At 43.0% G+C, this 24,841-nt stretch carries 19 protein-coding genes; 11 read left to right on the top strand and 8 right to left on the bottom strand.

Going from position 1 to position 24,841, the window contains the following annotated elements; genetic code table 11:
- Positions 1 to 44 precede the first annotated feature (44 nt).
- Both CWO27_RS19545 and cqsA read left to right on the top strand, forming a co-directional pair.
- Positions 45 to 1,433, top strand: coding sequence for an aminotransferase-like domain-containing protein (locus CWO27_RS19545; RefSeq protein ID WP_107899410.1), 1,389 nt, complete (start codon positions 45 to 47; stop codon positions 1,431 to 1,433).
- 244 nt (positions 1,434 to 1,677) lie between these two features.
- Positions 1,678 to 2,859, top strand: a complete 1,182-nt coding sequence (gene cqsA / locus CWO27_RS19550; RefSeq protein ID WP_102480589.1) for an alpha-hydroxyketone-type quorum-sensing autoinducer synthase — start codon at positions 1,678 to 1,680, stop codon at positions 2,857 to 2,859.
- 150 nt (positions 2,860 to 3,009) lie between these two features.
- On the opposite strand, the gene CWO27_RS19555 is transcribed toward cqsA, so the two are convergent.
- The 4 genes from CWO27_RS19555 to CWO27_RS19570 all read right to left on the bottom strand — a co-directional run bounded on the left by CWO27_RS19555 (position 3,010) and on the right by CWO27_RS19570 (position 10,430).
- Positions 3,010 to 5,058 carry an ATP-binding response regulator gene (locus CWO27_RS19555; protein WP_107899411.1) on the bottom strand — a complete coding sequence of 683 codons (2,049 nt, stop codon included), beginning with the start codon at positions 5,056 to 5,058 and terminating at the stop codon, positions 3,010 to 3,012.
- Positions 5,059 to 5,471: 413 nt separating this feature from the next.
- The gene (locus CWO27_RS19560; RefSeq protein ID WP_107899412.1) at positions 5,472 to 7,241 is read right to left on the bottom strand and encodes an ABC-F family ATP-binding cassette domain-containing protein; all 1,770 of its coding nucleotides are present in this window, start codon (positions 7,239 to 7,241) and stop codon (positions 5,472 to 5,474) included.
- A 311-nt stretch (positions 7,242 to 7,552) separates the two neighbouring features.
- Positions 7,553 to 8,368 (bottom strand): TauD/TfdA dioxygenase family protein, encoded by an 816-nt coding sequence (locus tag CWO27_RS19565; RefSeq protein WP_102431760.1) that lies wholly within the window; start codon positions 8,366 to 8,368, stop codon positions 7,553 to 7,555.
- A gap of 469 nt (positions 8,369 to 8,837) precedes the next feature.
- Positions 8,838 to 10,430 carry a S8 family peptidase gene (locus CWO27_RS19570; RefSeq protein WP_102431759.1) on the bottom strand — a complete coding sequence of 531 codons (1,593 nt, stop codon included), beginning with the start codon at positions 10,428 to 10,430 and terminating at the stop codon, positions 8,838 to 8,840.
- 477 nt (positions 10,431 to 10,907) lie between these two features.
- Here CWO27_RS19570 and CWO27_RS19575 point away from each other — a divergent pair, with 477 nt between their 5' ends.
- Positions 10,908 to 11,309 (top strand): ACT domain-containing protein, encoded by a 402-nt coding sequence (locus CWO27_RS19575; protein WP_102431758.1) that lies wholly within the window; start codon positions 10,908 to 10,910, stop codon positions 11,307 to 11,309.
- A gap of 5 nt (positions 11,310 to 11,314) precedes the next feature.
- Here CWO27_RS19575 and CWO27_RS19580 read toward each other — a convergent pair whose 3' ends face one another.
- Positions 11,315 to 12,202 carry a LysR family transcriptional regulator gene (locus tag CWO27_RS19580; RefSeq protein WP_102431757.1) on the bottom strand — a complete coding sequence of 296 codons (888 nt, stop codon included), beginning with the start codon at positions 12,200 to 12,202 and terminating at the stop codon, positions 11,315 to 11,317.
- Positions 12,203 to 12,300: 98 nt separating this feature from the next.
- On the opposite strand from CWO27_RS19580, the gene CWO27_RS19585 reads away from it, so the two are divergent.
- A complete protein-coding gene (locus CWO27_RS19585) occupies positions 12,301 to 13,149 on the top strand; it encodes an alpha/beta fold hydrolase (RefSeq protein ID WP_102431756.1) in 849 nt (282 codons plus the stop codon).
- A 120-nt stretch (positions 13,150 to 13,269) separates the two neighbouring features.
- Here CWO27_RS19585 and CWO27_RS19590 read toward each other — a convergent pair whose 3' ends face one another.
- On the bottom strand, positions 13,270 to 15,156 hold the full coding sequence (locus CWO27_RS19590; RefSeq protein WP_102431755.1) for a methyl-accepting chemotaxis protein: 1,887 nt from the start codon (positions 15,154 to 15,156) through the stop codon (positions 13,270 to 13,272).
- Positions 15,157 to 15,498: 342 nt separating this feature from the next.
- A complete protein-coding gene (locus CWO27_RS19595; protein ID WP_107899413.1) occupies positions 15,499 to 16,215 on the bottom strand; it encodes a DUF1826 domain-containing protein in 717 nt (238 codons plus the stop codon).
- Between the two features lie 232 nt (positions 16,216 to 16,447).
- Here CWO27_RS19595 and CWO27_RS19600 point away from each other — a divergent pair, with 232 nt between their 5' ends.
- The 7 genes from CWO27_RS19600 to CWO27_RS19625 all read left to right on the top strand — a co-directional run bounded on the left by CWO27_RS19600 (position 16,448) and on the right by CWO27_RS19625 (position 22,187).
- Positions 16,448 to 17,020 carry a YceI family protein gene (locus CWO27_RS19600; RefSeq protein WP_107899414.1) on the top strand — a complete coding sequence of 191 codons (573 nt, stop codon included), beginning with the start codon at positions 16,448 to 16,450 and terminating at the stop codon, positions 17,018 to 17,020.
- A gap of 390 nt (positions 17,021 to 17,410) precedes the next feature.
- On the top strand, positions 17,411 to 18,607 hold the full coding sequence (locus CWO27_RS19605) for a YbfB/YjiJ family MFS transporter (protein WP_107899415.1): 1,197 nt from the start codon (positions 17,411 to 17,413) through the stop codon (positions 18,605 to 18,607).
- A 44-nt stretch (positions 18,608 to 18,651) separates the two neighbouring features.
- Positions 18,652 to 19,308: a glutathione S-transferase family protein gene (locus CWO27_RS19610; protein WP_107899416.1), complete on the top strand. Its 657-nt coding sequence runs from the start codon at positions 18,652 to 18,654 to the stop codon at positions 19,306 to 19,308.
- 171 nt (positions 19,309 to 19,479) lie between these two features.
- Entirely contained in the window at positions 19,480 to 20,175 is a 696-nt protein-coding gene (locus tag CWO27_RS19615) for a VC0807 family protein (RefSeq protein ID WP_102431775.1), read from the top strand.
- A 356-nt stretch (positions 20,176 to 20,531) separates the two neighbouring features.
- Positions 20,532 to 20,807, top strand: coding sequence for an HU family DNA-binding protein (locus CWO27_RS19620; protein ID WP_048658484.1), 276 nt, complete (start codon positions 20,532 to 20,534; stop codon positions 20,805 to 20,807).
- 26 nt (positions 20,808 to 20,833) lie between these two features.
- On the top strand, positions 20,834 to 20,977 hold the full coding sequence (locus CWO27_RS23640; protein ID WP_017059112.1) for a hypothetical protein: 144 nt from the start codon (positions 20,834 to 20,836) through the stop codon (positions 20,975 to 20,977).
- Positions 20,978 to 21,302: 325 nt separating this feature from the next.
- Positions 21,303 to 22,187 (top strand): VirK/YbjX family protein, encoded by an 885-nt coding sequence (locus CWO27_RS19625; protein ID WP_136975649.1) that lies wholly within the window; start codon positions 21,303 to 21,305, stop codon positions 22,185 to 22,187.
- Positions 22,188 to 22,411: 224 nt separating this feature from the next.
- On the opposite strand, the gene CWO27_RS19630 is transcribed toward CWO27_RS19625, so the two are convergent.
- Complete coding sequence (locus CWO27_RS19630) at positions 22,412 to 23,962, bottom strand: methyl-accepting chemotaxis protein (protein ID WP_107899418.1); 1,551 nt, start codon at positions 23,960 to 23,962, stop codon at positions 22,412 to 22,414.
- Positions 23,963 to 24,841 lie beyond the last annotated feature (879 nt).

Raw genomic sequence — 24,841 nt, forward strand, 5'->3', positions numbered from 1 at the left:
AATTTTTACAATAAAAACCAGTACAGTTAATAACGGTCGTGACAATGAGTATCTACAGAAAGCTAGCCAATCAGTTTATCGATGAGATAGAAACAGGCAAAAGGCCGGAAGGCGGACGCATGCCTTCACTGCGCCAATTAGCTAAGCAACAGGCGATCAGCATGTCGACCGTAGTAAGCTGTTATCAAGAGTTAGAATCACAGGGCTGGATTCATTCTCGCCCGCAAGCGGGGTATTTTGTCTCGCCTCACAAGCCTGTTCATTCAACACCTGAGTGGGCGCAGTTTGAAAGTAAGATTTCCAAAGTTAAGCAAACTTCATCGACTCACAACTCAATCAATGGGCCTTTAGGGGTCTCTAGCACCACTAATGATGAACAATCGATTGTTGAACTAGAACGCAGTTTCCGCCGTTCTATCAAACGTATGGGCGACAGGCTTAATCACTACCCTGATACGCAGGGCGAGCCGATGTTAAGACAAGCTTTGTCCACCCACTTTGCCAAGCTTGATGTCCACTTTGGACCTGACGAAATGGTGATCACGGCAGGCTGTATGTCGGCGATTAAAGCCGCTCTCGAATCCTGCACCAAAGAAGGTGACACCATTGCCATCAGCTCTCCTTGCTTCAACGGTATTCTGGACTTGCTCGGCAAGATGTCACGCCAGATCATCGAGATCCCGTCTTTGGATGACGGTGTCGACCTAAAACAGCTAGAAACACATCTGAAAAACAAACGTGTGGATGCAGCAATCTTCTGTACCTCCCATATGAATCCTCAGGGGATCAATATGTCTGCCAGTCAAAAGCAAAAACTGGCTGAATTAGCGAACCACTATCGAGTACCCATCATTGAAGACGATGTGTATTTGGAGCTGTCATACTCATCACACACGCCTCTGCCAGCAAAATACTATGACAAAGGCGGATACGTGATGTGGTGTGGGTCGGTATCGAAAAGCCTTTCACCCAGTTATCGTTTAGGCTGGTGTTTGCCTGGCAGATACATAGAGGAGTACAAGGCTCAGTTTTCTGCTGCTAGCTATGGCGTCGCCCTGCCGACTCAACTCGCGGTTGCTGACTTTATCGAATCAGGCCAATACGCCAAACACGTTAGAAGAAGATGCTCTCAAATCCTCTCTTTGCGCCAACAATACCTCAGCTATTTAACCCAACACCTGCCTCCAGATGTAAAGATCAGTAACCCACAAGGTGGCATGGTACTTTGGCTACAGATTCCAAATCTGAATCAACCAATTTTTGCTCAAGCCGTTACCGAGAAAAAGATTGATATTCGACTTGGACACCTATTCAGCACTCTTGATCTCTATAGCAACTGCTTACGCATCAACATTGGTTATTCGCTAGAGGGAGCGGCCAAACAACAGCTAGATGACTTGATTAAACTTCTCCGACAATGTGTCAGCAAATAGCTTCCACCCAAGCTTTGAACTTTAGTTTTTTCATCGTTATTTATTATAAAAAAGGCATTTATTATTCTGATTTTAACGGGGCTAAAGCTCGTTACCGTAAGGAAATCCACTCACCTTAAAACCCATAAATATTGAGTTTGCAAGGGTGTGCCCATTTATGCAACTTAGCTAATGACACCTCATTTTTTGTCGTCAATATACACCCGTCAGCGCTGGCGTTATCCTGTATATGAAGAGAATAATTATGAGTGATAAAACCAAAAATAAACCACTACCTTCCTTTATTGAAGAACGCTTAAACCATTACATTGAAGACCTCATTACCCAGAACGAAAGCCAAACACACTTAGTTCTGGGTAAACGTCCTAGGCTCAATTCAGTTGTGATGCAAAGCAACGATTACCTCGCGCTGTCGCACAACAAACAGATTCAACAAGCCCACCAGCAAGCGATTGGTGAACATGATGACAACATCGTCATGTCGGCGATTTTCTTACAAGACGAGGATTCAAAACCCGCCTTTGAAAATGAGCTAGCGAGCTATGTAGGAATGGAAAGCTGCTTGCTCTCTCAGTCTGGTTGGGCGGCGAACATAGGCTTACTGCAAACCATCTGTCCACCACAAGCTCCTGTGTATATTGATTTCTTTGCCCACATGTCTTTATGGGAAGGTATTCGAGCCGCAGGTGCGAGCGCGCATCCGTTCATGCATAACAATATGAACCATCTGCGCAAGCAGCTTGAGCGCTATGGCTCTGGCGTCATTGTTGTAGATTCGGTCTATAGCACCATTGGCACGATTGCCCCACTCCGCGACATCTACGAAATGGCGCAAGAGTTTGATTGTGCACTCGTGGTTGATGAATCGCACTCTCTGGGGACTCATGGCACCAAAGGTGCTGGACTCGTTGAAGCACTTGGGCTCACTAACCAAGTCGATTTCATTACTGTCAGCTTGGCCAAAACTTTTGCGTACCGTGCTGGCGCGATCCTAGGCCCCAAACAATTGTCTGAGACACTGCCGTTTGTTGCTTATCCTGCCATTTTTAGCTCAACCGTATTGCCGCAAGAAGTGATTCGTTTAGAGAAAACATTGGAGGTGATTAAAGGTGCAGATGACAAACGAGAAGCCATGTTTAAGCGAGCACAGTCGCTCATTACGGGTCTAAAACGGATTGGCTTTAACATCCGTAGTGAATCTCAAATCGTCTCGCTAGAGTGTGGTAATGAAAGAAATACAGAGCGAGTGCGCGATTTCCTTGAAGAACGTGATGTGTTCGGTGCAGTGTTCTGCCGCCCAGCGACAGGGAAGAATAAGAACATCATCCGATTTTCAGTGAATGCCGACATGACTCCACGAGACATTGACCATGTACTCACGGTTTGTCATGAGGCGTACCATCACCCAGAGTTAGAATTCGTATAGCTCTGAACACACTAATTCTTTAACTAAAAACGGCAGGACTGAATGGACGCTACCATGTCGCTAAACAAAAAGAGCCCAGCAATTCGCTGAGCTCTTTCTTGTATTTGAGTCGCCGACACGATGGTCGTGTAGTTCAACCTATAACATTCACTAGATCCAGTGAGCAATCTTATCGAACAGTCGGTTTTTATCTGCGGGTTTGACGATGAAATCAGACATGCCTGATGATTCCATTTTCTCCAAAGTGACGGGCGAACTGTCACCGGTATGGGCAATAATCGGCACTGAAGAGTATGCCTTGTTGGCACTTCGAATTCGGCGAGACGCTTCCACACCATCCATGATTGGCATTTCGATATCCATGAGAATCAGGTCAATATCGTCGCTATCCAACGCATCTAACGCTTGCTGACCATCTTCTTTCTGCACCACATCAAAGCCCTGCTTTTCCAATAACATCGCAGTAAAACGGCGCAAAGATTCATTGTCATCCACCACCATAATCGTACGTTTGTTCGCAGCCTCTAACGGTTTTACTGGCACAGACGGCATCACGTAATTGGAATCGAACAGTAAACGGTCGATGGTCGCTTTGGTATTGAGTAGCCAAACTTGTGTTTCCACCCAAATAGGCTCGAAAGAGACGTTACATACACGCCTAATCGGATGATGCTCATAGAGGTAAATGATTCGAGCTTCGGTAAACGAAAGCAGTGATTCAATCCTCTCCAAGCAGCTAGCTCGTAGATCCAAGCTCTCCATATCAACGAAAACCAAATCAAATTCGAACTGATATTCCTTATTTTTAAGCGCAGAAGCGACATCCATAATAGTGAGGTCAAAGCCCATAAAACGCGACATCTCGGTCATTTTACTGGTCAGAACCTTCTGATCACTGATCATCACCACACCCTTTAACTTAGTCAGTTCGCTCTTAATCTCTTTCACTGAGTTGGATGTCAGAGCTGGGAACGTCATCGTGAATTGCGTCCATTGCTCCACTTCCGACTGACATTTGATTTCGCCACCAAACGAGCGCATTACCTTCTGACAAAATGGCAAGCCTAAACCGTAGTTACCCGATTGGCCTGTGGTGTAGAAGTCTTGGAAGATACGGCGAATCACATCACTTGATATGCCAGAGCCGTTATCCGTCACCATGATTTGATTGGTTACTTCATCACTGCACATCGTGACATGAATATGGAAATCTTCAGGGCTGCGATGATGGAATGCGTTCTTGAACAGGTTATACATCACGTACTTCAACAAGGTATCGCTTCCTAAGAAGTCAAAGTCGCTTTGTACGTCTAAAGAAATGGCAGATTTATCGGCTGCGCGCTTGTAATTAAAGCTGGCAATCGAACCCTCCACGACCGCTTGCGCCGAATGCTTTTTAAAGGTCGAGCGAGAGACTCGGTTTTCGTCAATTGAAGTCAATAACAGATCAATCGTTTCGTTACCTGAGTGAATGATCTCCATCGCTTCATCACCCACTTCTCGCAACTGGATAACGTCTTCATTACTCAGCGCATATTGCCCTTTGTGGTCGCCACTTTTTGGGTCCGGCAATATGGATTGCATGACATCAATAGAGGTCAACAAACCACTTAATGGGTTTCGCATTTCGTGGGCAATACCGGCACCAAAAGACTTCGCCAGTGATACCTTGTTCTCGTGTTCCACCTGATTACGGAAGTAGAACAAGTTACCGAACAGGTAGATAAACAAGAAGATGGGTACATGCGTCCAATCCATTGTGATTTCGAGGTAGAAGCCTTGTGCCACCCAAGCACATAACGTCGCAATTCCAATTCCGGCAAAAGTTTGAGCGAACATGACTTTAGTGACGTGCACCAACAAAATATGCAGAAATATAGCCGACATAAAAGACATGACCCAAACGTTGGACCAATTGTTCATCAGCAGCATGTAAAAGAAGAAACACGGCAAACAGAGGGTTACCGCAACTTGGTAATAAGCCGGAAGGTATTTGCGCCATTCAAATGGCACACGATTACGGGAAATGATGCCTAAAAATAATACCGAACACGCTAGACGCAGCGGTAGGTTTTCATATGGTTGAGGGAACAAAAACTCCCATATAATGTAGTAAATGGGAAAGCCGACAAAGCCCATCCAACCTACAAGGGTGAGATTAGGTTCTGCGTATTGATAAACTTTGCGAATAGCGTTCATACGAAATACTTTGTTCTCTAAGCCCTAACGTTTACTGGTTCTATGGTTTAATTTTTATTCTTATATTTAGGCGCCGATTATATTACACATCACCTCCGAGCAGTGAGGTTTGAATCAAATATATATCAAGGTTTTTGCTTTTAAACTTGAATTTGGAGTCAGTATAAATACTGACAAAAGTAACAAAAGCCTTTAGCGGATTCAGAATAACTAAAGAACCTTTGGCCGATTCTGAATAAATAAAGCCCCTTTGGTCATGCGTGCTCAGCGATCACAGCCGAGCACACACAACTCATCAATGTTATATCGAGTCAACTGGCGAGCGCAGCTAACCAAGATTTTTAGCAAACTAACACGCGCAGCTAATTGAAATTTACAACTAATTGATATGTAGAACTAACTGATATGTAAAGCTAACTAAGCTCCAATTTCATATTGATAGTTTCTATTTCTTGCTGCCATTTATGTTGAAGATCTGGCTTTTGATGTTTTGCTTTTCGAGACTGGTCTTGTGTCAGTAACTCTTCCAACTCCAACAGCCTTTCCAAAAGCAACTCTTCATCGTTTTGTGCCGTATTTGAGTGGTGATTTTCGATAAACTCAGATTTGGATAACAACACCGAGCTTGGCGCTGTGTCATTCGCCTCTAAGCTAACGACCTGATTACCGACAGACATCGCCTCATACACCGCATCTAAGTAAGTCATTTCCACAAGTTGACCATCATTGATGTACCAGAATCGATTGCATGATTTTTCAATCAACTCTCGATCATGGCTGACCAACAGTAGCCCCCCTTCGAATTGAGTTAAGCAATTCACCAGCTCTTCCTTACCTTCAATATCAAGGTGGTTAGTGGGCTCATCCAACAACAGGAAGTGATACTTCGCTAGCGATAGCCCAACAAACAGCAGTCGAGAACGCTCGCCACCGCTAAGCTCTGCGATCTTTTGCTCGTGTCTTTCATAGGAAAAACCCGCGCTAATCAAAGCCATTTTTCTAGCTTCCTCCGAAACAGGATAAAATGAGTAAAGTGAATCTATTAGTGAATGGTCATCACGTAATTGGTGAAGGCTTTGGTCGTAATACCCGACTTCAGCATTTGGGTGAAAATAACCATTATCTCCAAGTTGAGACGCCTGATAATTCGCCCACAATACTTTCAGAAGCGATGACTTACCCGCCCCATTTTTGCCTAGCACAGCAACACGGTCACCGCTCTTTATCTGTTGGAACAGCACTTCAAACAGTGGCGCTTGGTCGTCAGCGGCGGTAATTGGCACCTCCGACAATTCAAGTAGTCGATTGGCCTTCATGGATTCACCGGACAAGCTTAGTGTCCATGGTTCAACGGAATCTAAACGAGTCATGGTCGAGCGTAACCCTTCAGCGCGCTTTTCCATGCTTTTTGCTTTTCGTGACAGACCTTCATTGTCAAAGTCACGCCCCCAAATCGCTAAACGATGAGCGCTCTTTTCGATGCGGTCGATCTCTTTCTTTTCTGCTTGTTGCCTTTCAGCATCCGTTCGATCTTTATCTTCCAGTGCTTTTCTAGCTTCGGTGCATTTTTGGCTAAAGCTAAGTATCCTTTTGTCACGTAACACCCAAGTAGAATCGGTGACGTGGTCGAGTAATCGTTGATCATGCGAAACCATGACAAACGTCCCTCTCCAATCTTTCAGAAACTGCTCTAACCAAAGTAACGTCGGTAGATCTAAGTGGTTACTTGGTTCATCTAGCAACAGGACATCTGGCTCAAGAATCAATGCTCTCGCGACTAACACTCGCGCGTATTGACCGCCACTTAAAGTGCCTACCGGCTGGTTCCAATAGCTTTCATCAAACCCTAAATTAGAAAGAGTAATTTGTGCACGCCATTGCTCTGTTTGCTGCATGTTTAAAGTAAGGTTGTCGGTCACAGCATCGAGCATTGTTAGGCTTAACAGTCGCTTAGGTAAGTGTTGCTCAATCAAGGCAACTACGGCATTCGAGGCGAAGGAAACATTCCCTACACAGTCAGGTAAATCTTTGTTTAACAGACGTAATAAGGTGCTTTTGCCACAGCCATTACTGCCAATAAGGCCAATGCGGTCACCTTTCTTAATGGTAAAGGAAAGCCCATCAAATAATCGGCATGATGTTAGATCGTAAGAAATGGATGATGTAGATATTAATGTAGTCATTTGTTTACTCAAGTTTCAAGCGCAAAAAAGCGCTGTCGTCATTCGCTGACAACAACCAAGTAAACTAGAGTGAAGAAACTCTATTGAAGGTTATATTGAAATGCTTCGCTCAAGTTTTGGTTATCGCAGCACGATAGTGTTAAAACTTGAGTTTTGGTCGTACCAAAAAATATGCGCGAAGTTAAATTCACACACTTTCATAAAAATCCTCCTTATGTTTGTCTTGAGTTGAACATTAGCGCTAAAAATAAATCACATTAACCGATGAGTCAAAATATTTAGGCGCTTCGACTTGTACTTGATTTACAACCTTAGGTCACTGTTACTCGGTGCATTTTTCTTGGCGTATCACCGTAATCAATCACAGCATAATGCTGAGTGACCCTGTTGTCCCATATCGCCATTGAGCCCCTGTTCCATTTGAAACGCACTTGATACTCTGGTCGTCGTGCAATTTCAAAAAGCTGGCGAAGTAGTGAATCACTCTCTTCACGTTTGAGTTCATTGATGTAACGGGTAAATTGCTCGTTGATATATAGCGTCTCTTTGCCCGTTTCTGGATGAACTTGTACTAAAGGATGTTCTACTGGAGGATTTTCTTGCGCGGTTTTCAGCAACGACTTATGCCAATCTAGCTCAATTTGGTCCGATTCAATACCCTCAAACGCGACTAACGAATGCGTTGCCGATAAGCCTCTTAGCTTTTCTTTCATGCTTTCATCTAATGAATCGAACACTGAGGTCATCGAACACCAAATCGTGTCGCCACCGACATCCGGTACATGTTGAGCATGCAATAGAGAGGCTTTAGATGGTAGCTCCCGCCAGGTTAAGTCGGTATGCCAATAACTCTCCATTGGCGCATTACCTCGAGTAGTTTCTATCACACTGACTTGCGGGACTTGTTCTACACGCGGAAAGAAGGGATGAGCGGGTTCGAGCTCTCCGAAACGCTTGGCAAGCGCTAAGTGTTGTTCAGGCGAGAGGCTTTGTTCATCCAAGAAAATGACTTGATAAGTAATAAGCGCCTTGTACACATCATCAAGTTCATACTCACTGCAATCCGAAAGATTTAATCCATGAATACGAGCGCCAATGTGAGGGGTAATAGGTTCAATTTTCAACATACTTTCGCTTATCGGTTAAGAGATATTAATAGGGAGTCATTTAGCTACTCGTTATTAAACCGGACAAAACCGATTTTTCTTTCCTTACCATGCAAAATAAAACCGGTTTATTCGAAAAACAAAAGAAAAGAGCCCCTACACTGGAGCTCTTTTTGTTTGTTGATACTTCCTGTATCCGTAGACAAGTCCAATCTGTAGTACTTTCACCGAAAGCCAGATCATCGATATCTCCAGTTGTGTATCACTATTAAATCTAGCATACACACTTCAAGCTTTTCTGAGACGTAACCGAAAGTTCGTCTAAGTACCGCCAATTCCTGCTTATCAACCTAAGAAAGCAACGCCATATCTTTTTGTTGTCAGCTACAAGCCAAGAACAAAGCCCACAACAAGGTGGGCTTTGGCTATCAGTCTTTTGAACCGACTAAACTAGTGAGTAACTTTTTGAAACCATTGTTCAAACCTAAATTTAAAAGTTTGCTTGAAGCGTCAAACCACTGTAAGCCGAGTATGCATTCAACATAACGTGGTATCTGCCGCTTTGGGTGACATTCACCGTACAAGTCTCGCTGTTGCCCGATCGGTAAGGTCGGCAGTCCCACGTACTAAGCGTTGGTTTATCCCCGAAACGAAGATACAGATCCGCATCGCCTGTGCCACCAATGGTGACCACTGTCAGCTGTTGGCCCTGTTCTAAGTCCATGTAGAAGTAGTCCTTTTGTCCTCGGCTGCCACTCAGTCCATTAACCGGCACGCCAGAGACTAGTTTTCCATCTGGATCTGGTCCTGGTGTTGGACCACCGCAATCCGGTTCACAACCACTATCAGTCAAACTATACAGCAGTTTATTGGTGGTTCCTCTTGTGTCAGAAACCTTATTCTCCGAGGCTCTTGAGTTCAGTAACCCTGCGAGTTGAAGCGGTGTTAAGCCGTTGTTTTCTTGTAAGTACAAGGCAGCAACGCCGGCAACATGTGGCGTTGCCATGGAAGTTCCGCTAATCGTTTTATAGCCGCCATCATACCAAGCTGACTTAATTTGAGACCCAGGTGCGAATAGGTCAACACAACTGCCCCAGTTCGAGAAACTTGAACGCGAATCAGAGCTGGTCGTTGAGCCTACCGTTACACCACTTGGTACACGAGCTGGTGATGTATTACACGCATCGGCATTTGAGTTACCTGCCGCCAACATAAAACTCACTCCAGATTGAATCGCGCCTTGCACCGCGCTATCTAATGCAGTGGATTGACCTCCACCTAAACTCATGTTGGCGACCGAAGGCCCTGATGCATTTTGTGCTACCCAATCCACACCAGAAATCACGCCGGATGTGGTTCCTGAACCCGAACAGCTAAGTACTCTTACCCCAACAATATTAACGTTTTTAGCCACACCATACTGGCTGCCACCAATCGTTCCTGCAACGTGGGTACCATGCCCATTACAATCGCTCGAATCAGCATCATTATCTACGAAGTCATAGCCAGAAACCGAGCGCCCGCCGAATTCCTCATGGTTGTTATTAACTCCCGTATCAATCACATATGCTGTGACGCCAGAGCCATCAAAGTTAGCATTGTAGTTTCGATCCAAAGGAAGGTTTCTCTGATCTATTCGGTCTAGCCCCCAAATCGCGTTGCTTTGAACGGCTTCATTTGAAACAACAGGATCGATACTGAGTATTTGGTCTTGTTCAATGTATTCCACCCGAGAATCACGTCTGAGTTGCTTTAATTGAAGTGCGTCTAGATTTGCCACAAAGCCAATAATGGAACTATCAAAAACATCGTCTGTTTTGATTGAAAACGAATTGGCCATGAGGCCTACCGTTTGTTGAGTGAACTGCTGTAATCCAGCCGCGTCATTCATTAGCATCTGCGGTTGTTTCAATACAACAATATAGCGATCAGTGATCGCATCATCTGATGAAGCCAACACCAGTGGAGCAATAGGTTGTTGTGAGTTTTCAGTCGAATTTATAACAGAACCTTGAGCCAGACTTGATGCGGAATAAATACCAAATGTGGCTGCAATACAACAACTTAATACTTTCTTTAACATAGCTTGTTCCTTGATATTTTAGGTTTGTTGGTTGTTACCTACGACAAACACGAAAATGCAGACAGCTAGCGTTATACGCTCAATACGTGAAGCAACAGTGTTACAAATTCAACCTAAGACAATACCAATGAGGTTGCTTATTAATTTATATTCATCTCACTAGGAACTTCGAGTTGGGACAAATTATTTTGAAAAGCTTATGCAAGCGCAATTTATATAATTTGATCAAAAGCTCTAATTTCAACAAAAGTTGAATGCATAGATAAAAATGGTATATGGAAGCGGAATGACCTTCACTATTGACACATAACACACCAAAACGCTGCAAAAACCGGAAAATACAGAATTAAAATTACGGGCGATTAGTCGTGCTTATAGTGAATAAATATTATTAATTGTACTCGCCGACAGCTTACCTCTATCTTGACTGCACTATCCAACACCATAAACAAACGCGATTACGCAGGGAAAAAGACGATGACCGCCATTACCGATTTAAACATTCTGCTAAAGTCCATGTCACCAGAACTCATTGAAGGCAACTATGTTTTCTGTACGGTAGAGGGAGAATTAGCCGACTATGTCCACCTCAATCCGATGGCGACCTTTCGAGAAAAAGAAGGGTTAACTTTAGTACTAACAGAAGAAGTGGCGACTCAAGCGCAGTTAAGTTTCGATGGTGTGTTTAGCTTGATTACTTTGTCTGTACACTCAAGCCTTGAAGCGGTTGGGTTAACCGCTGCTTTCGCCACAAAGCTTGGTTCATACGGTATTAGCGCCAACGTGATTGCTGGCTATTACCATGACCATATCTTCGTTCAGAAAGACAAAGCTGAAGCCGCAATGAGCGCGCTTAGAGAGTTTTCAGAAGCCGAATAACTCGATCAGTTTGCTCGTTCACGTATGAAGTTGACTAACAGCTTAGTTAGATGTGTGTGATAACTCATCGAACGGTAATGAATATATATCGTCAGGGGCGCTAATTGGTCATCTAAGTACTGTTCAACCAATGTGCCCCGCTCTATTTCCTCACGACAAAACTCTTTGGGTAACGCAACAAAACCAAGCCCGCGGATCGCAGCGGCTTTCGCAATAAATCCACCATCAACATTAATGTTTGACTTGATATTCAGTCCCTTCGAGTCGTCGTCTTCCCCACTAAATACCCAAGGATTGCCACCAAAAGCTTTATAACTAGAGATACATGGCAACGAGATTAAGTCTTCAACTTTACTTGGTGTTCCATGTTCCTCTAAACAAGTTGGAGAAGCCAAAACTACGCTCTCCCATTGGCATAAAGGACGAGAAACCCAATCCCTATCATCAAGCGATCCTCGCTCAAAGCTGATCACGATATCAGGGTCACTATTGAGAGCACTTTCTAAGGACGTACTGTGTTCGCAGAACAGAGAAATATTTGGATAGTCGACCACAAAGTCAGCAAGAATATCGCCAATGAACGGAACGTCTGGCGTGCTTAAGCGAATACTTCCTTTTACTGATTCAGTGGAAGTGGTGAGATTTTGTAACGTCTGGCTCAAGTGGCGAAGCGGTTCTCTTATCTCATTATACAAAGTATCGCCAGCCGAGGTAGGCGTAACCTTACGTGTAGTCCGATAAAACAGTTTATTGCCAATCTCATTTTCAAGTTGTTGAACATGACGACTGACCGTAGAGCTTGGAATTAGCAAGCGCTCCGAAGCCTTGATGAAGCTGTTCTGCTCATACACACAAAGGAATGAGTTTAACCAAGCGTTATCGATTCTTTCCAACCCGATTATCCCAAAATCATTAATAGTGAATCTTATATTAGATTATTTATCAGGATTATCCATCACGATAAAATTTAAAAAAATGATGGGAGTGAATAATGATAAAAAGTAAGAACCAGGCAATTTTCGAGCGCGATGGGTATCAGCTCAAAGCCGAACAACACGGCGAAGGACCAAACTTATTAATTATTGGTAGTGTTGATTACTACAAGCGAGTGATACCGAAGGCGCTACACGACCACTTTACTTGCCTATATCTAGATCATCGTGGGTTTGCTTTAACAGGAAAAGATAACCAGACAATTAATTTGGATATTATCTCTGACGATATTGAAGCTATCTGCGAGAGTTTTAATATACAGAAAGCCAATGTTCTTGGTCATTCAGGGCATGCTTACATGGCTCTTCACTTCGCCAGTTCTACCAAAATTCGTATTGAGAAGGTTATGGTTGTTGGAGCATCACCAAGCTTATCTGAAGAGATGAAAGCCAAACAGTTTTCACACTGGGAAAGTCATGCGTCAGGTGAACGAAAGCGCCTATTTAAACAAAATATTGGAAAGCTCGAACACGACATAAACAAAGAACCACATAAAAAGTTTGTCCATCTATGTAATCGATTAAGCCCTATGCGCTGGGCAGATCTCAGCTTTAATGAACTTCCCCTTTGGGAGCGAGTACACACCAACACAACAGTACTTGACGCACTATGGGGGGATATTTTTAACAGTATAGATGTAGCGACTCTGCCTATGGTTAATCAGCTAGAAGTTATTGTTGCTATTGGCGAACTCGATTTCAGTATCGCACCTTTGAGCACTTGGCTGGATTTAGGAGGGGCGTTTAAATCATTAGAACTCATTGAGCTTGAAGGCGTGTCGCATACCCCAATGCTTGAATCGCCAGTCAGTTTTATTGAACTGATGTGCCATCATCTACTCGATTAATTCAGTGACTTATCTTGTTCTACCATCTAACAATCGCCACAAAAAAAGCGACGTAATCTACGTCGCTTTGGCTTATTGCTTACCGATTACTCACTGATCAGGCATCAGCGAATGAAACCGTTAAGCAAGCTTAAAAGTCGCCACTTTGTCACTTAAACCAGCGGCTTGGCTCTTAAGTTCGTTCGACTCAGTTAAGCTGTCCTGCGCGCCCACAACTAAGTGGTCAGTGACATCTTTAATGGTCGTAATGTTTTGGGTAATTTCACCCGTCACGTGCGTTTGCTCTTCAGCGGCAGTCGCGATTTGAGTCGCCATATCACTGATCAAAGCAACTGCAGTATTGATCTCTTCAAGCGCATGCGAAGCTCTGTCTGCATCTTCTACGGAATGTATTGCCAGTTTAGAACTGCTCTCCATAAGCTCAACGGCTTGGGTCGTCGTACGCTGCAGAATATCAATCGTTGATTTGATCTCTTCCGTTGAAGAGTGAGTGCGCTGAGAAAGCACACGTACTTCGTCAGCTACCACAGCAAAACCACGACCTTGTTCACCAGCACGGGCAGCTTCAATCGCTGCATTCAAAGCAAGTAAGTTAGTTTGCTCTGCAATGCCTTGGATTGTCGCTAATACTGTTGAGATCTCTTGAGCGTGCTTGTTTAGCTCGCTGATCACGTTGCCCGCTTCGTTCACTTCATTGGCCAAGTTATTGATTGAGCCTTTAGTGTCGACAACCAGAGCGTGACCACTGTTAGTGCTTGTCGCTGAGTCTTGTGCAGCTTTCGCTGTTTGCTCGGCATGTGATGCAATCTCTTGAGTTGCACAGGCCATTTCAGTTACCGCCGTCGCCACCATCGTGATTTCTTGCTGCTGGTGGTTTAGCTCATCCACAGAGCGGTTCGCACGCTGAGCACTTTGCTCTGACTGACTGTTGAGCTGCTCTGATTGTCCGCGGATATGACCTATCAACTGCTGTAAGCTACCAACAAAGGTATTGAAGTTCTGAGCAAGCTCACCCACTTCATCCTGATTATCAACATGAATACGTTGAGTTAGATCACCACTACCATTCGCGATTTGCGCCAATGCTTGAGATACATGATTAAGCGGACGGAATAGAATCGTACACAGTAGGTTGAACAACACAGTACATACGATGACAACCAGCAAAGTCACCAACACTTGACCAATCACGGCATCAAATAACGGTGCTACCAAAGAGTCATGGTTAACAACGCTCACAGTAATTAGGCTCGTTCCATCAATCGCACGCGCATACAGAACATAATCGCTGCCGTTTAAGTCGATCGAAGTATCTTTACCACTAGCTAATGCCTTTTGTACATCCGTAAAATCTAACCCAAGTGAGCTGATGTTCTTATTCAATAGCTTGGTATCAGGGTGCGTATAAACCGTGCCTTTATTAGTCGCGATGAACATGTAACCTTCACCTGGAAGAATCACTTGCTCTAGGCTATTAAGAATGTCGGTAATTTCAACATCCGCACCCAACACAACCTGTTGACCATGTAATTGCATGGCAGTACCCAGTGACACAACATTCGCCCCAGTTGCAGCAGCAACGGTTGGGTTATCCATGAACACCTTGTTTGGGTTTGCAACCGCATTGGTGTACCAACCCCATAAACGTGGGTCATCATTACCCGGCGGCAGTACCACTCCATTCGCATTCTTTTGCGAACCGTCAGGAAACGCTAAGAAGACATTATCAAAAGACGCAGAATCACGAACCTGTTTTAGGTGAGTCACCAAGCTTTCTTGTTTGGATTCTTTCGAAAGAGAAGTAAGCGCACGCTCTTTGGATAAGATCCAATCCGATACATATTGATTGTAAGAAGCCGATGCGCCCTCTAAGCGCTGCTCAACTTCAGTATCCAACCTTTGCAGTGAAGCACGAAAAGACAATGCCTCGACCAAAATCCCCCCCAGGATAATGGCCATACTGGCTGAGATCGCCAGTTTATTTTTAAGCGAGAGTTTCTTGAACATAGGAAACCTATAATTTGGAAGTAAAAAACCGTGGCGAACAAATTGGTTGCCAAAGCGGTTTGCAAGCGGGATATATTTTACGCTTTAAAATAAATTAAGAAACCGATGAGGAACTGAAATATTGATATATGTGAGTAAGTGCACGCATCGTAACCCATTGATTTAGAGAATGGTAAACTCTAAATTTTGAATTAATGTGCTAAACAAGGTCAGCTGATGGGTGTCTTTGTTTGGCAGTAATAACGGCACAGCTCACGCTAGGCCGTTACCCCACTAGGAAGATATTTAAATGTGTAGAACGTCTGAAAAAAACAGGTCGCAGACAAAATAGTCAAAAGTTGATCAACCAAAGTCCAACGTTAATAGCAATCGTGTCTCATTAGATGAAGTGACTGGTGAACGATGCACAAGACCTGCATTTTCGTTGCCACTCCAGCGCTCACCTTTCAATAGCGCTACGTCACCACTCACCATTTGTTGAATATCAGATTCATGGTTGTACAAGCCAGAAGCAGAGTCTGGCTGTCCGTTGCTTCCACGACCTAACTTTGAACGATCGACCGAGTCGTTCTGTAGCCATTGAGTCGCGACACCGTGATAAGTGGTTACTAAGCGGCAAGGCACTTGGTCGAAATGAAAGCGAGGACACATTGCCTTATTCAACACCGCCAAACGCAGCCCTACTTCTTCAAGCTCAAACAAACAACAGAACATATCCACCAGCTCTGCCATGTTTTCTAATAGCGCTTTAGAGGCCGTTCCGTCCGTTGCAAATTCCAACTTATCGTAGGCGTTGCCCGGTGACACGCTAACAGACTTACTAAAATTTGGATTCGACGCGATAAACTCATCAATGTCACCTATTAAATCAGCATCAAACTTACGCTGCCAAATCGCGATGTTGATATCACTTTTGTAAATATCGGCTAATACCGTGGGCTGCTCCGAAGCACTAACGCATAGTTTGTGACTCACCTGATCTTTGATACTCACAGCCGAACTAATGTTAAGTGGCTGATTACTATTGGTTGCCAAAGGCTTCGTTAACACGGCATTCATTACGTCTTCTCCTTGATACATGCTTATCGCTTCACTCTTACTGCTACAATCGTTATTCGCAGCAAGAACGAATTGAGTTATGTTATAACATAACCAAAAATACACAAGTAAGTTAACCGATCATGGTTCCAATTATGTGGAGCTGCCTTTCTAGCTTTGGGTAATTCTTAAGATACTGATCTAAGCTTCTATCTACACTTACCAAAGAAACTCATCTATGTGGTAACCACTTATGAAAACGCTAATATCTGCACTCGGTCTGTTTTGTACCCTTATTTCTGCGCCCTCTTTTTCAGAAACAGGCTACACGTTAGATCCAAAGTTATCGAACATCACATTCGCTACCATTAAAAAGCAGTTTGTTGTAGAGCCCGCATCCATCAAACCCATGTCTGGAGGGCTTACCGAAGAGGGGCAGTTTTCAATAGTATTGGACTTGAAAAGCGTTAGCACTGGTGTCGCTATTCGCGATCAGAGGCTAAATGAGCTCTACTTTGAATCGATGACTTTCCCTGAAGTGAAGGTCTCTGGAAAAGTCGAATCGTCAATGCTATCCGGCGACCCAAAAAGAACAACCGTAGCGGCGGAAGTTACCTTACACGGCGTAACAAAAACGATCGACTTCCCAGTTATGGTGGTTCCATCGTCAGGATTTGTCATGGTTAGCTCTGCCTCGACAATCATCGTCAATGGAGCTGATTTTGGAATATCGACAGAGAATCTAAACAAACTTTCGGCAACCGTGGGTGGACTAACGATTTCCGACAAAATCCCTTTAAGCTTTAACCTACTTTTCGACCAGTAAAGGAGTTATACCTCTTCTTTAAACCCACCTCATTTCACATTCATCCATCGTTTAAGAGCGGTGAATGTGAGTGAGAGCCCACAGAACATCAAACTTTTCTAAATACCTAATCATTTACGTTCATTTAGATCCAACTTTAGTCTAACCATTAATCACTCAATTCTACTGTGATTAAAACAATCGCTTATTGCCTTATCCTCGGCAGAGCAACACATCTACCTAAGTGTTTAAACACACTCGCTATTTACCTATCTCAAACCGGTTTTAAATGAGCAAATTATATGACTAAGCGCCTAGTGATATTGATGGTGAATGATGTCATTATACAAAATCGAACAAAATTTTTTCCTATTGCCAGAGCATCTAGTTAAATCCGAAAGAGCCCTTTTTATGTTGAATACACACATCATTAATCGAGATAGCCTTGCAGGAATGGGAGCGACGTTGATAGGCAACGGGATCGGTAGGTTTGCCTATATAGCATTAATGCCGGCGCTCATTCAAAGTGGTTGGTTTAGCGAAAGTGATGCATCTTATCTTGGTGTCGCGACCCTTCTTGGGTACATCTTAGGTGCACCTGCTACCAACATACTGCTGCGTTACTTTGGTGCTGGGCAGTTGATTCGTTTCGCTATGTTGGTGAGCAGCTTTAGCTACTTGGGCTGTGCGCTACAGGATGCGCCCTTAGCATGGTTTTATGTTTGGCGAACTTTGGCTGGAGTTACGGGGGCGATACTCATGGTTGTCGCCCCACCAGTGATTGTCCGAAAGTTTAACCCAGATGTGAAAGCTCGTGTCAGCGGTGTTGTATTTTCAGGCATTGGGCTTGGTGCAATGTTATCTGGCACCCTAATTCCTGTGCTCATTTTTTTTAGTGTGGTTTCGGCTTGGATTGGCATGGGAGTCATCGCGTTGGCCACCACTATACTCACCTGGAATGCTTGGCAAACCCAAGATAATAAGTCAAAAGCGCCTTATATAAAATCTTCCTTCTCACAGCTATCAAGGCCTAAGTTAATCAGCGTAACGCTTATTCTTGTGGCTTATACCTTCGATGCTATCGGCTACCTACCACACACCTTGTTTTGGGTTGATTACATCGTACGAGAACTAGGGATGTCGTTCACTAGCGGTGGTTTATTCTGGGCAACCTTTGGTATTGGTGCTGCCATTGGACCATTGATTACGGGCATGTTGGGAGACAAGCTAGGGCTTAAGAAGTCACTATGTATTGCATTTAACTTCAAGGCTCTAGGCGTCGCACTCCCGCTTTTTAGCACCCACCCCATCGCGCTACTCATATCTTCATTACTGGTCGGTATTTTCACGCCGGGAACGGTAACTCTTGTGTCGACTTACACATTAGAGATTGTCGGTTATGAACTGCACACCAAAGCGTGGGCAGGAATGACTCTCTCTTTTGCTGTATCACAAGGTGTGGTTGGACTTTTGATGGCGTACTACTTAAATCATATGGATTCATACGACGTTTTGTTCAGCGTTAGTACTGCTGCTTTGATTTTGTCTACGGTGTGTATATTAATGACCGCGACTCGCTCTAAGCCTGAACACTTGACCTCGTTCTAAGCTAGCTTCTTCGGTTCATCTGACGAATACAATAAAGGATTATCATGCAACTCTACTTAAATGAAACCTCCCCGTTTTCACGCGTAGTCGCAGCTACAGCACTTCTATCGCGCTGCTCCCCACTGTCTTTTGTTTGGGTTGATCCATGGAGCTCTCCAGCCAATCTAAAAAGCGTCAATCCGTTTTGTTTAATTCCTGCACTTGAACTTGATGACGGAACAGCATTGACAGAAAGCTTATGCATTTGCCAATACCTAATTGAAACATATCAGCCTCAAACGCTCCGCCAAGTAATGTTAAATAGTGCCAATGACATGCATACACTAGGAACAGCTAAGACGTTAATGGAGATCGCTTTTCGAACCGTGGCATTGACTCGCTATGCAGACAGTGACAATGCGCTTATCCAGAGAGGGCAAGAAGGTATCGTTGCCGCCCTAGAGCGACTAGACCAAGAGATCAAAGAACAAGGACTAGAATCCCTTCTGAGTGACAACTTGGCCACGTTGTATCTCCATGTCGCTTTAGATTACGTTCAGTTTCGACATACTGAATTGTTTGATGAAGTGAACAGCTGCACCATCATCGATTTCTTACACCTTTCTCCGTTCGCACACGTACTGACACGTATAAGCATTGAGAGTTTGGCAAACAAGCCTGATTATGAAACGTTGCTTGATTCGTTCGGTCTGGATACCTAAAAGCGTCCAGAACTAGAATGCGTAAAGTCTTGAATTCAACTTGAGATAGGCTAAGAGATGTCGTTGATGTCACATGTCGTTACACAGCATGGTGTCTTAAGGCTTTACATCTTGGGCAAGGTAAACAACAATCCCTGAGAATAAATCCATAACATAATGTATTTAGAAATTATGAGTAGCACAGAAAACAAAAAATCGAGTCCTCTTTTCGAAGTCGTATTTAACGTCCTTCTTCCTTCATTCATTTTAATGAAGTTCAGTGGAGATGAGCATCTCGGAACAGGCTTAGCATTACTTGTCGCCCTAGCCTTCCCTATTGCTTACGGTGGCATGGAGTTGATCCGCAACAAGAAGTTCAACTTCATAGCAGCGCTTGGCTTTGTCAGTGTACTTTTAACAGGTGGCATTGGTTTCTTTGAGCTAGACACTCGTTGGTTAGCACTAAAAGAGGCATTAATCCCAGGTCTAATTGGTTTAGCAGTTCTTGGCTCAACCTTCACCCGCTACCCGTTTATTCAGAAAGTTATCTTCACACCAGCTCTGTTAAATATCTCTCTTATCGAAGAGCGTTTAAGACAGTTCGGTAAGCAGGCGCAGTTCGACCGTTGCTTAATGACATCAAACTACCTATTCGCGAGTACTTTCGCATTTTCTTCTGCGATGAACTACTTCCTAGCGACTTGGATTGTGACAAGCCCTGCTGGCACCGCTGCCTTCAATGAAGAACTTGGCAAGCTGACACTTTACAGCTACCCAGCAATCGCCATCCCAAGCATGTTGATGATGTTGGGTATTTTCTACTACATTTGGCGTCAAGTTCGCTCTATGACTTCGCTAGAAACAGAACAAATTTTTATTACTAAATAGTTCTGAATTAACAAATCTCTCTGACAACACAACCAGAAGCCCAGCAATTAAGCTGGGCTTCTTTGTTTTTACTCTTTCGTTTGTCAACATGACAGATGACAGTTTCGACTTGGATTATGAACCTCGCGGACAATCCGAATGACTTTTCTCAAGTTAATTTGGGCGACATGTCTATAAACCAATAATAATCAATGAATTGCATTGATTGAACCGACAGATGCTTTTATAGTCAATCCTGTTGGTTACTTTACAAAGCTCTACCCAACCACTGACAATATTTCAGTTGCCGTTGATAAGATCGCATAAGCTAGGTGCTAAAGGTAGACGCCAGCCGTACTCAATAAGGAATATAGATTATGAACAAATCTCAATTAGTTGAACACATCGCGACTTCTGCAGACATCTCAAAAGACCAAGCTGGCACAGCGCTCAATGCGCTAGTTGAAGGTATATCTTCTTCGCTTGCTAACGGTGATGACGTATCGATCCTTGGATTTGGTAGCTTTAAAGTTAACTCTCGTGCCGCTCGAACTGGTCGCAACCCGCGTACCGGAGAAGAGATTCAGATTGCAGCATCAAAGACGCCAGCATTTAAAGCAGGCAAAGCACTAAAAGAGACGTGCAACCTGTAACACAGAAAAACACAAGGAAGATTACGATGACGACTAAGGAAAAAGCGAAAACGAGCCGAAGCAAAAAAGCTGGTAAGTCGACTAAAGCACAAGCCGAAACACCTAAGACTCGTCAACGCATTGAAGAGCTTCTTGAAGAGCGTGAATTGGCCAAACTGTTAGAACTATAGTTTATGTAAGAACTAAAGTTTAAGTTTAAGCAAAGTGATAGTTTGTTATCGTTCTAATGCCACTTCAGATTTGTAGTGGCATTTTTGGTTTTAGAAACACGTTCCTATAGCAAACAATCGCTTCCTAGCTCTTCTACCCACTAAAACACGACCCCAACCGTCCAAAATATGAACACTAAGTAACTGGCTTAGTTACATTGTCATACATACCCATACATACCCAAATCGCATTTTTCACTATCATCATTTTCTTGTTATTGGTGAGATTATTGGAAGGGTTCGTAACACAACTGTGTTCGAACAATACTTCTTCTTTGAGGTGATTATGAATGTCGTTCGCATGGGGATTGAAGCCAATACCCATAAAAATAAGGGTAAATATAAAGCCATAATTAAGTTTACGATTCGAGCTCTGTTTTATTATTCAGCCACTCGAAAAATGAGTGATAACTTCAACTCTGAAGAGAGAAAGTTGTTATTTATCAAGCAGCCCAACTTCTTGTCTAAATTTGTGACTCCCTACCTATGTACTGGCTTTAGCAATAAAGAAAAGATCGACATCTTGTCCAAGCACTACGACTGGTTTGAAAACACCTTCGTAACAGAAGCACGTCAACAAATCTACAATGAAAGACTCAATCTTCTAAAACTAGACATCGATGACCGCATCTATCTAGTTAATCTCAGCTTTGAAAGAAACGCGAGAAAAGAAGGTGAACTCACAGTTTCATTGACCAATTCTCAACTCGAAAAAATGTATACCATTTCATTTACTGTTTTCGACAACAACATCTACATCGGCGGTATTCAGGGTGGGGCCAATGACAATGGATTTAGCCGCACATTCACCAAAGCTTTTTACGGTTTAAGACCTAAATCCTTCATGGTAGAAACACTACGATTACTCGCTATTAACTTGGGTCTCGACAATATCTATGCGGTAAAAGAGTCTGGCCATGTGTCGAACTCATTGCGCTACGGTAAGAAAAACAAAGATATCAGCCTTAAATACGACAGTCTGTGGGAAGAACACGATGGACAGGTGCATGATGACTATTTTTATCGTCTACCGACCAACCCGAACAGAAAAGATCTTGAAGCTCTAAAACGTCAAAAGCGTAAGTTGTATCGCGAGCGTTATGCGTGGCTAGATCAGTATGAACAAGATCTAAAGAACGAAATGAGCCGTTACGCCCCCCTTCATATGTAGTACCAACAATTGAACTAGCGCCGGCCAGTTAATTTAGCGCAGTGACTTAACCCGGCATCTGATCTGGCTGTTAAGGTACCCCGTCCAAGTAAGCTCAACCGACCAAAAATATAAAACCTCGCAATTGCAAGGTTTTATATTTGCGACCAAAGCTAAAACTAGTTCAAATCTCAATTCACAGTTTAGCCTCTCGTCAAAATAGCGAGTCACTCACTCTATTGAGTTTAAAATCGAGCCACACCTTTTCTTAGCTCATTCAAGCTGAGTACACTTTGCTCATACTGCTTTTTACTGTCTTCCATGAGGTCGTGAGAAGCTTCAGCTTTACTATGGATGGAAAGAATATTCTGGTTAATCTCTTCTGATACATTCACTTGCTCTTCAATAGCGACAGCGATTTGGTTATTCCTATCAACCACTCCCTGTACCTTTTCGCTCAACAAAGTAAGGCTTTCTAGAGTCGATTGAATCGTTGTTTGAGTACGTTTCGCTTTTTCTGTGCCATTATTAACGGCCGTTACTGACTGACCACTGCCTGTGCATAGCTTTTCAATAACCGCTTGAATCTCTGTTGTTGCTTTTTGTGTTTTTTGAGCTAGCACTCGTACTTCATCCGCCACTACCGAGAACCCTCTTCCAGAGTCGCCCGCTCGTGCAGCTTCTATCGCGGCATTGAGGGCTAACAGGTTGGTTTGGTCTGCAATCGCGTTAATCATCTCAATAACGGAGCTTATTTGCTGCGTCTCTCTCTCTACAGACAGCGATATTGTCGATATATTGTCTAATTCACTAGTCAGCTCGACAAAGTTTTCTTCTACTTGGTTTAGTTCGTTCTGACAAGATAATAGCTCTTGTTGGGTGCTAAAGGTGGAATCTAGAGTACCTTGTGCATTTTGAGAGATTTCGCTTGAAGCCGCCTGCATTTCATTAATAGCTGTCGCTGCCATATCAATTTCTGTTTTCTGACTTTCAAGGTTTTCAGACACCGTTGCGTTCGATTCAGCCGTTTTATTCGCCTGCATTAGGGTTAATTCACATGAATCACTCACCGAAATTCGGATTCTGCCTAATAACGCTTTTGCATATTGTTTCCGCACCTTCATTCCTAAAGCAATTTCGGAGAGATCATCTACCTTACCAAAATAAATATGCTCCATTAAAGGGTTGTTGAACTCATTTTTTGCAATTTCACAAATACCCTCCAAACGACGCGTAAGAATATAGATTGATATTGAGCCACCTAAAAATAGCACTAATAAACTTTGCAGTTGTGTTACGAATTGATTAATTTGAAGCGCATAAACAATCCCGATTAGTAATATTGAGCTCAAAGTTTGACGTTGCCAAAGTCTTGTCTTGGGTAACATAAGCTTAAACGGTGTTTTTCCCTTATTTAACGTTTCATAAGCTTTCTCTGCTCGTTCAACATATTCTCTTTTTGGCTTAAACCGAACCGACTGATATTCAACAATCTCGTTATCTTCTTTTAACGGAGAAGCAAAAGCATCAACCCAATAATAACCACCACCGTTCCGTTGGTTTTTCACCATACCCATCCAGTTATTCCCTGATTGAATATGGCACCATAGGTCTTTAAATGCGGCTTTAGGCATATCTCTATGGCGAACCACATTGTGATACTCACCTACGAGCTCTCCTTCTTTGTAGCCTGCTACTTCATTAAAATGGGGGCTTGCATACTTGATTTTACTGGAAGGGTCTGTCACTGAAATCAGATTGTACGACTCTGGGTAATCATACTCTTGCTCTGTCATAAATATTTCCCTAGTTAAACTAGATAACAATCAACTTGTTGTGTGGTTCATCTATGCTACAACGCGCTGAAAAAGAAAAAATTTGATCCTTATCTCCTTCAAAAACAACCATTAACCGTTGATAAAAAAGAATTTCTACATAAGTAAAACGAACATCAAATCTACCCAAAGGTTAACAAAACAAATCCAAGGGCACGTTAGTCGCATAAATGAAACCAATTTCACATTGACGTTAGATAAGGTTAGCTTATGAAACATAGAAGCGGGAACAATAAACATTACAAAAAGCAAGGCTATAGCGCATTTATCCAAGAATATCCCGACCTTCAAACTTTATAACCAAAAACCAATAAACCTATATAATTAAGCCCTAATATATCGTCAAAATAAATATATTCCGTTGTGAGTAAACCATCTATTCTCATATGTTTGTCCAATCACTCTTTCAGATTCACCGAAAAAAGTTCTTTATACCTTCACAATAGTTGGTTTGTATTTTGCTAATAATTGAAGGCTTCTAAGATAAATAAATTACAAAGCACAACATGGTATGTAATTAGTTTTTATTATGATTAAGGGTTATAAAGACATGAGATTTATACGAGAAAATATTCTTTCACTTTCCTTGATAATATTCGGAACCTGTTCTTTAATATGCATCTGCAACCATATTATATTTAAGGAAACTTATGAATGTATTAGACAAGGATTGCTTATTACAGTTAGTCATTGATAACTTTCAAGAAGATGTCGCAAAATCCGTTGATTTCAACACGGGAGAAGTCGGTATTAAGTATACTTACCTTGAGCATAACCTTAATTTCTGCATGGACTTATCGATAGTAGAAAAAATATACTCGACAAGGTAAGGTGCGAATA

The sequence above is a fragment of the Vibrio sp. 10N.286.51.C3 genome (assembly GCF_003050065.1).
Taxonomy (GTDB): Bacteria; Pseudomonadota; Gammaproteobacteria; order Enterobacterales; family Vibrionaceae; genus Vibrio; species Vibrio crassostreae.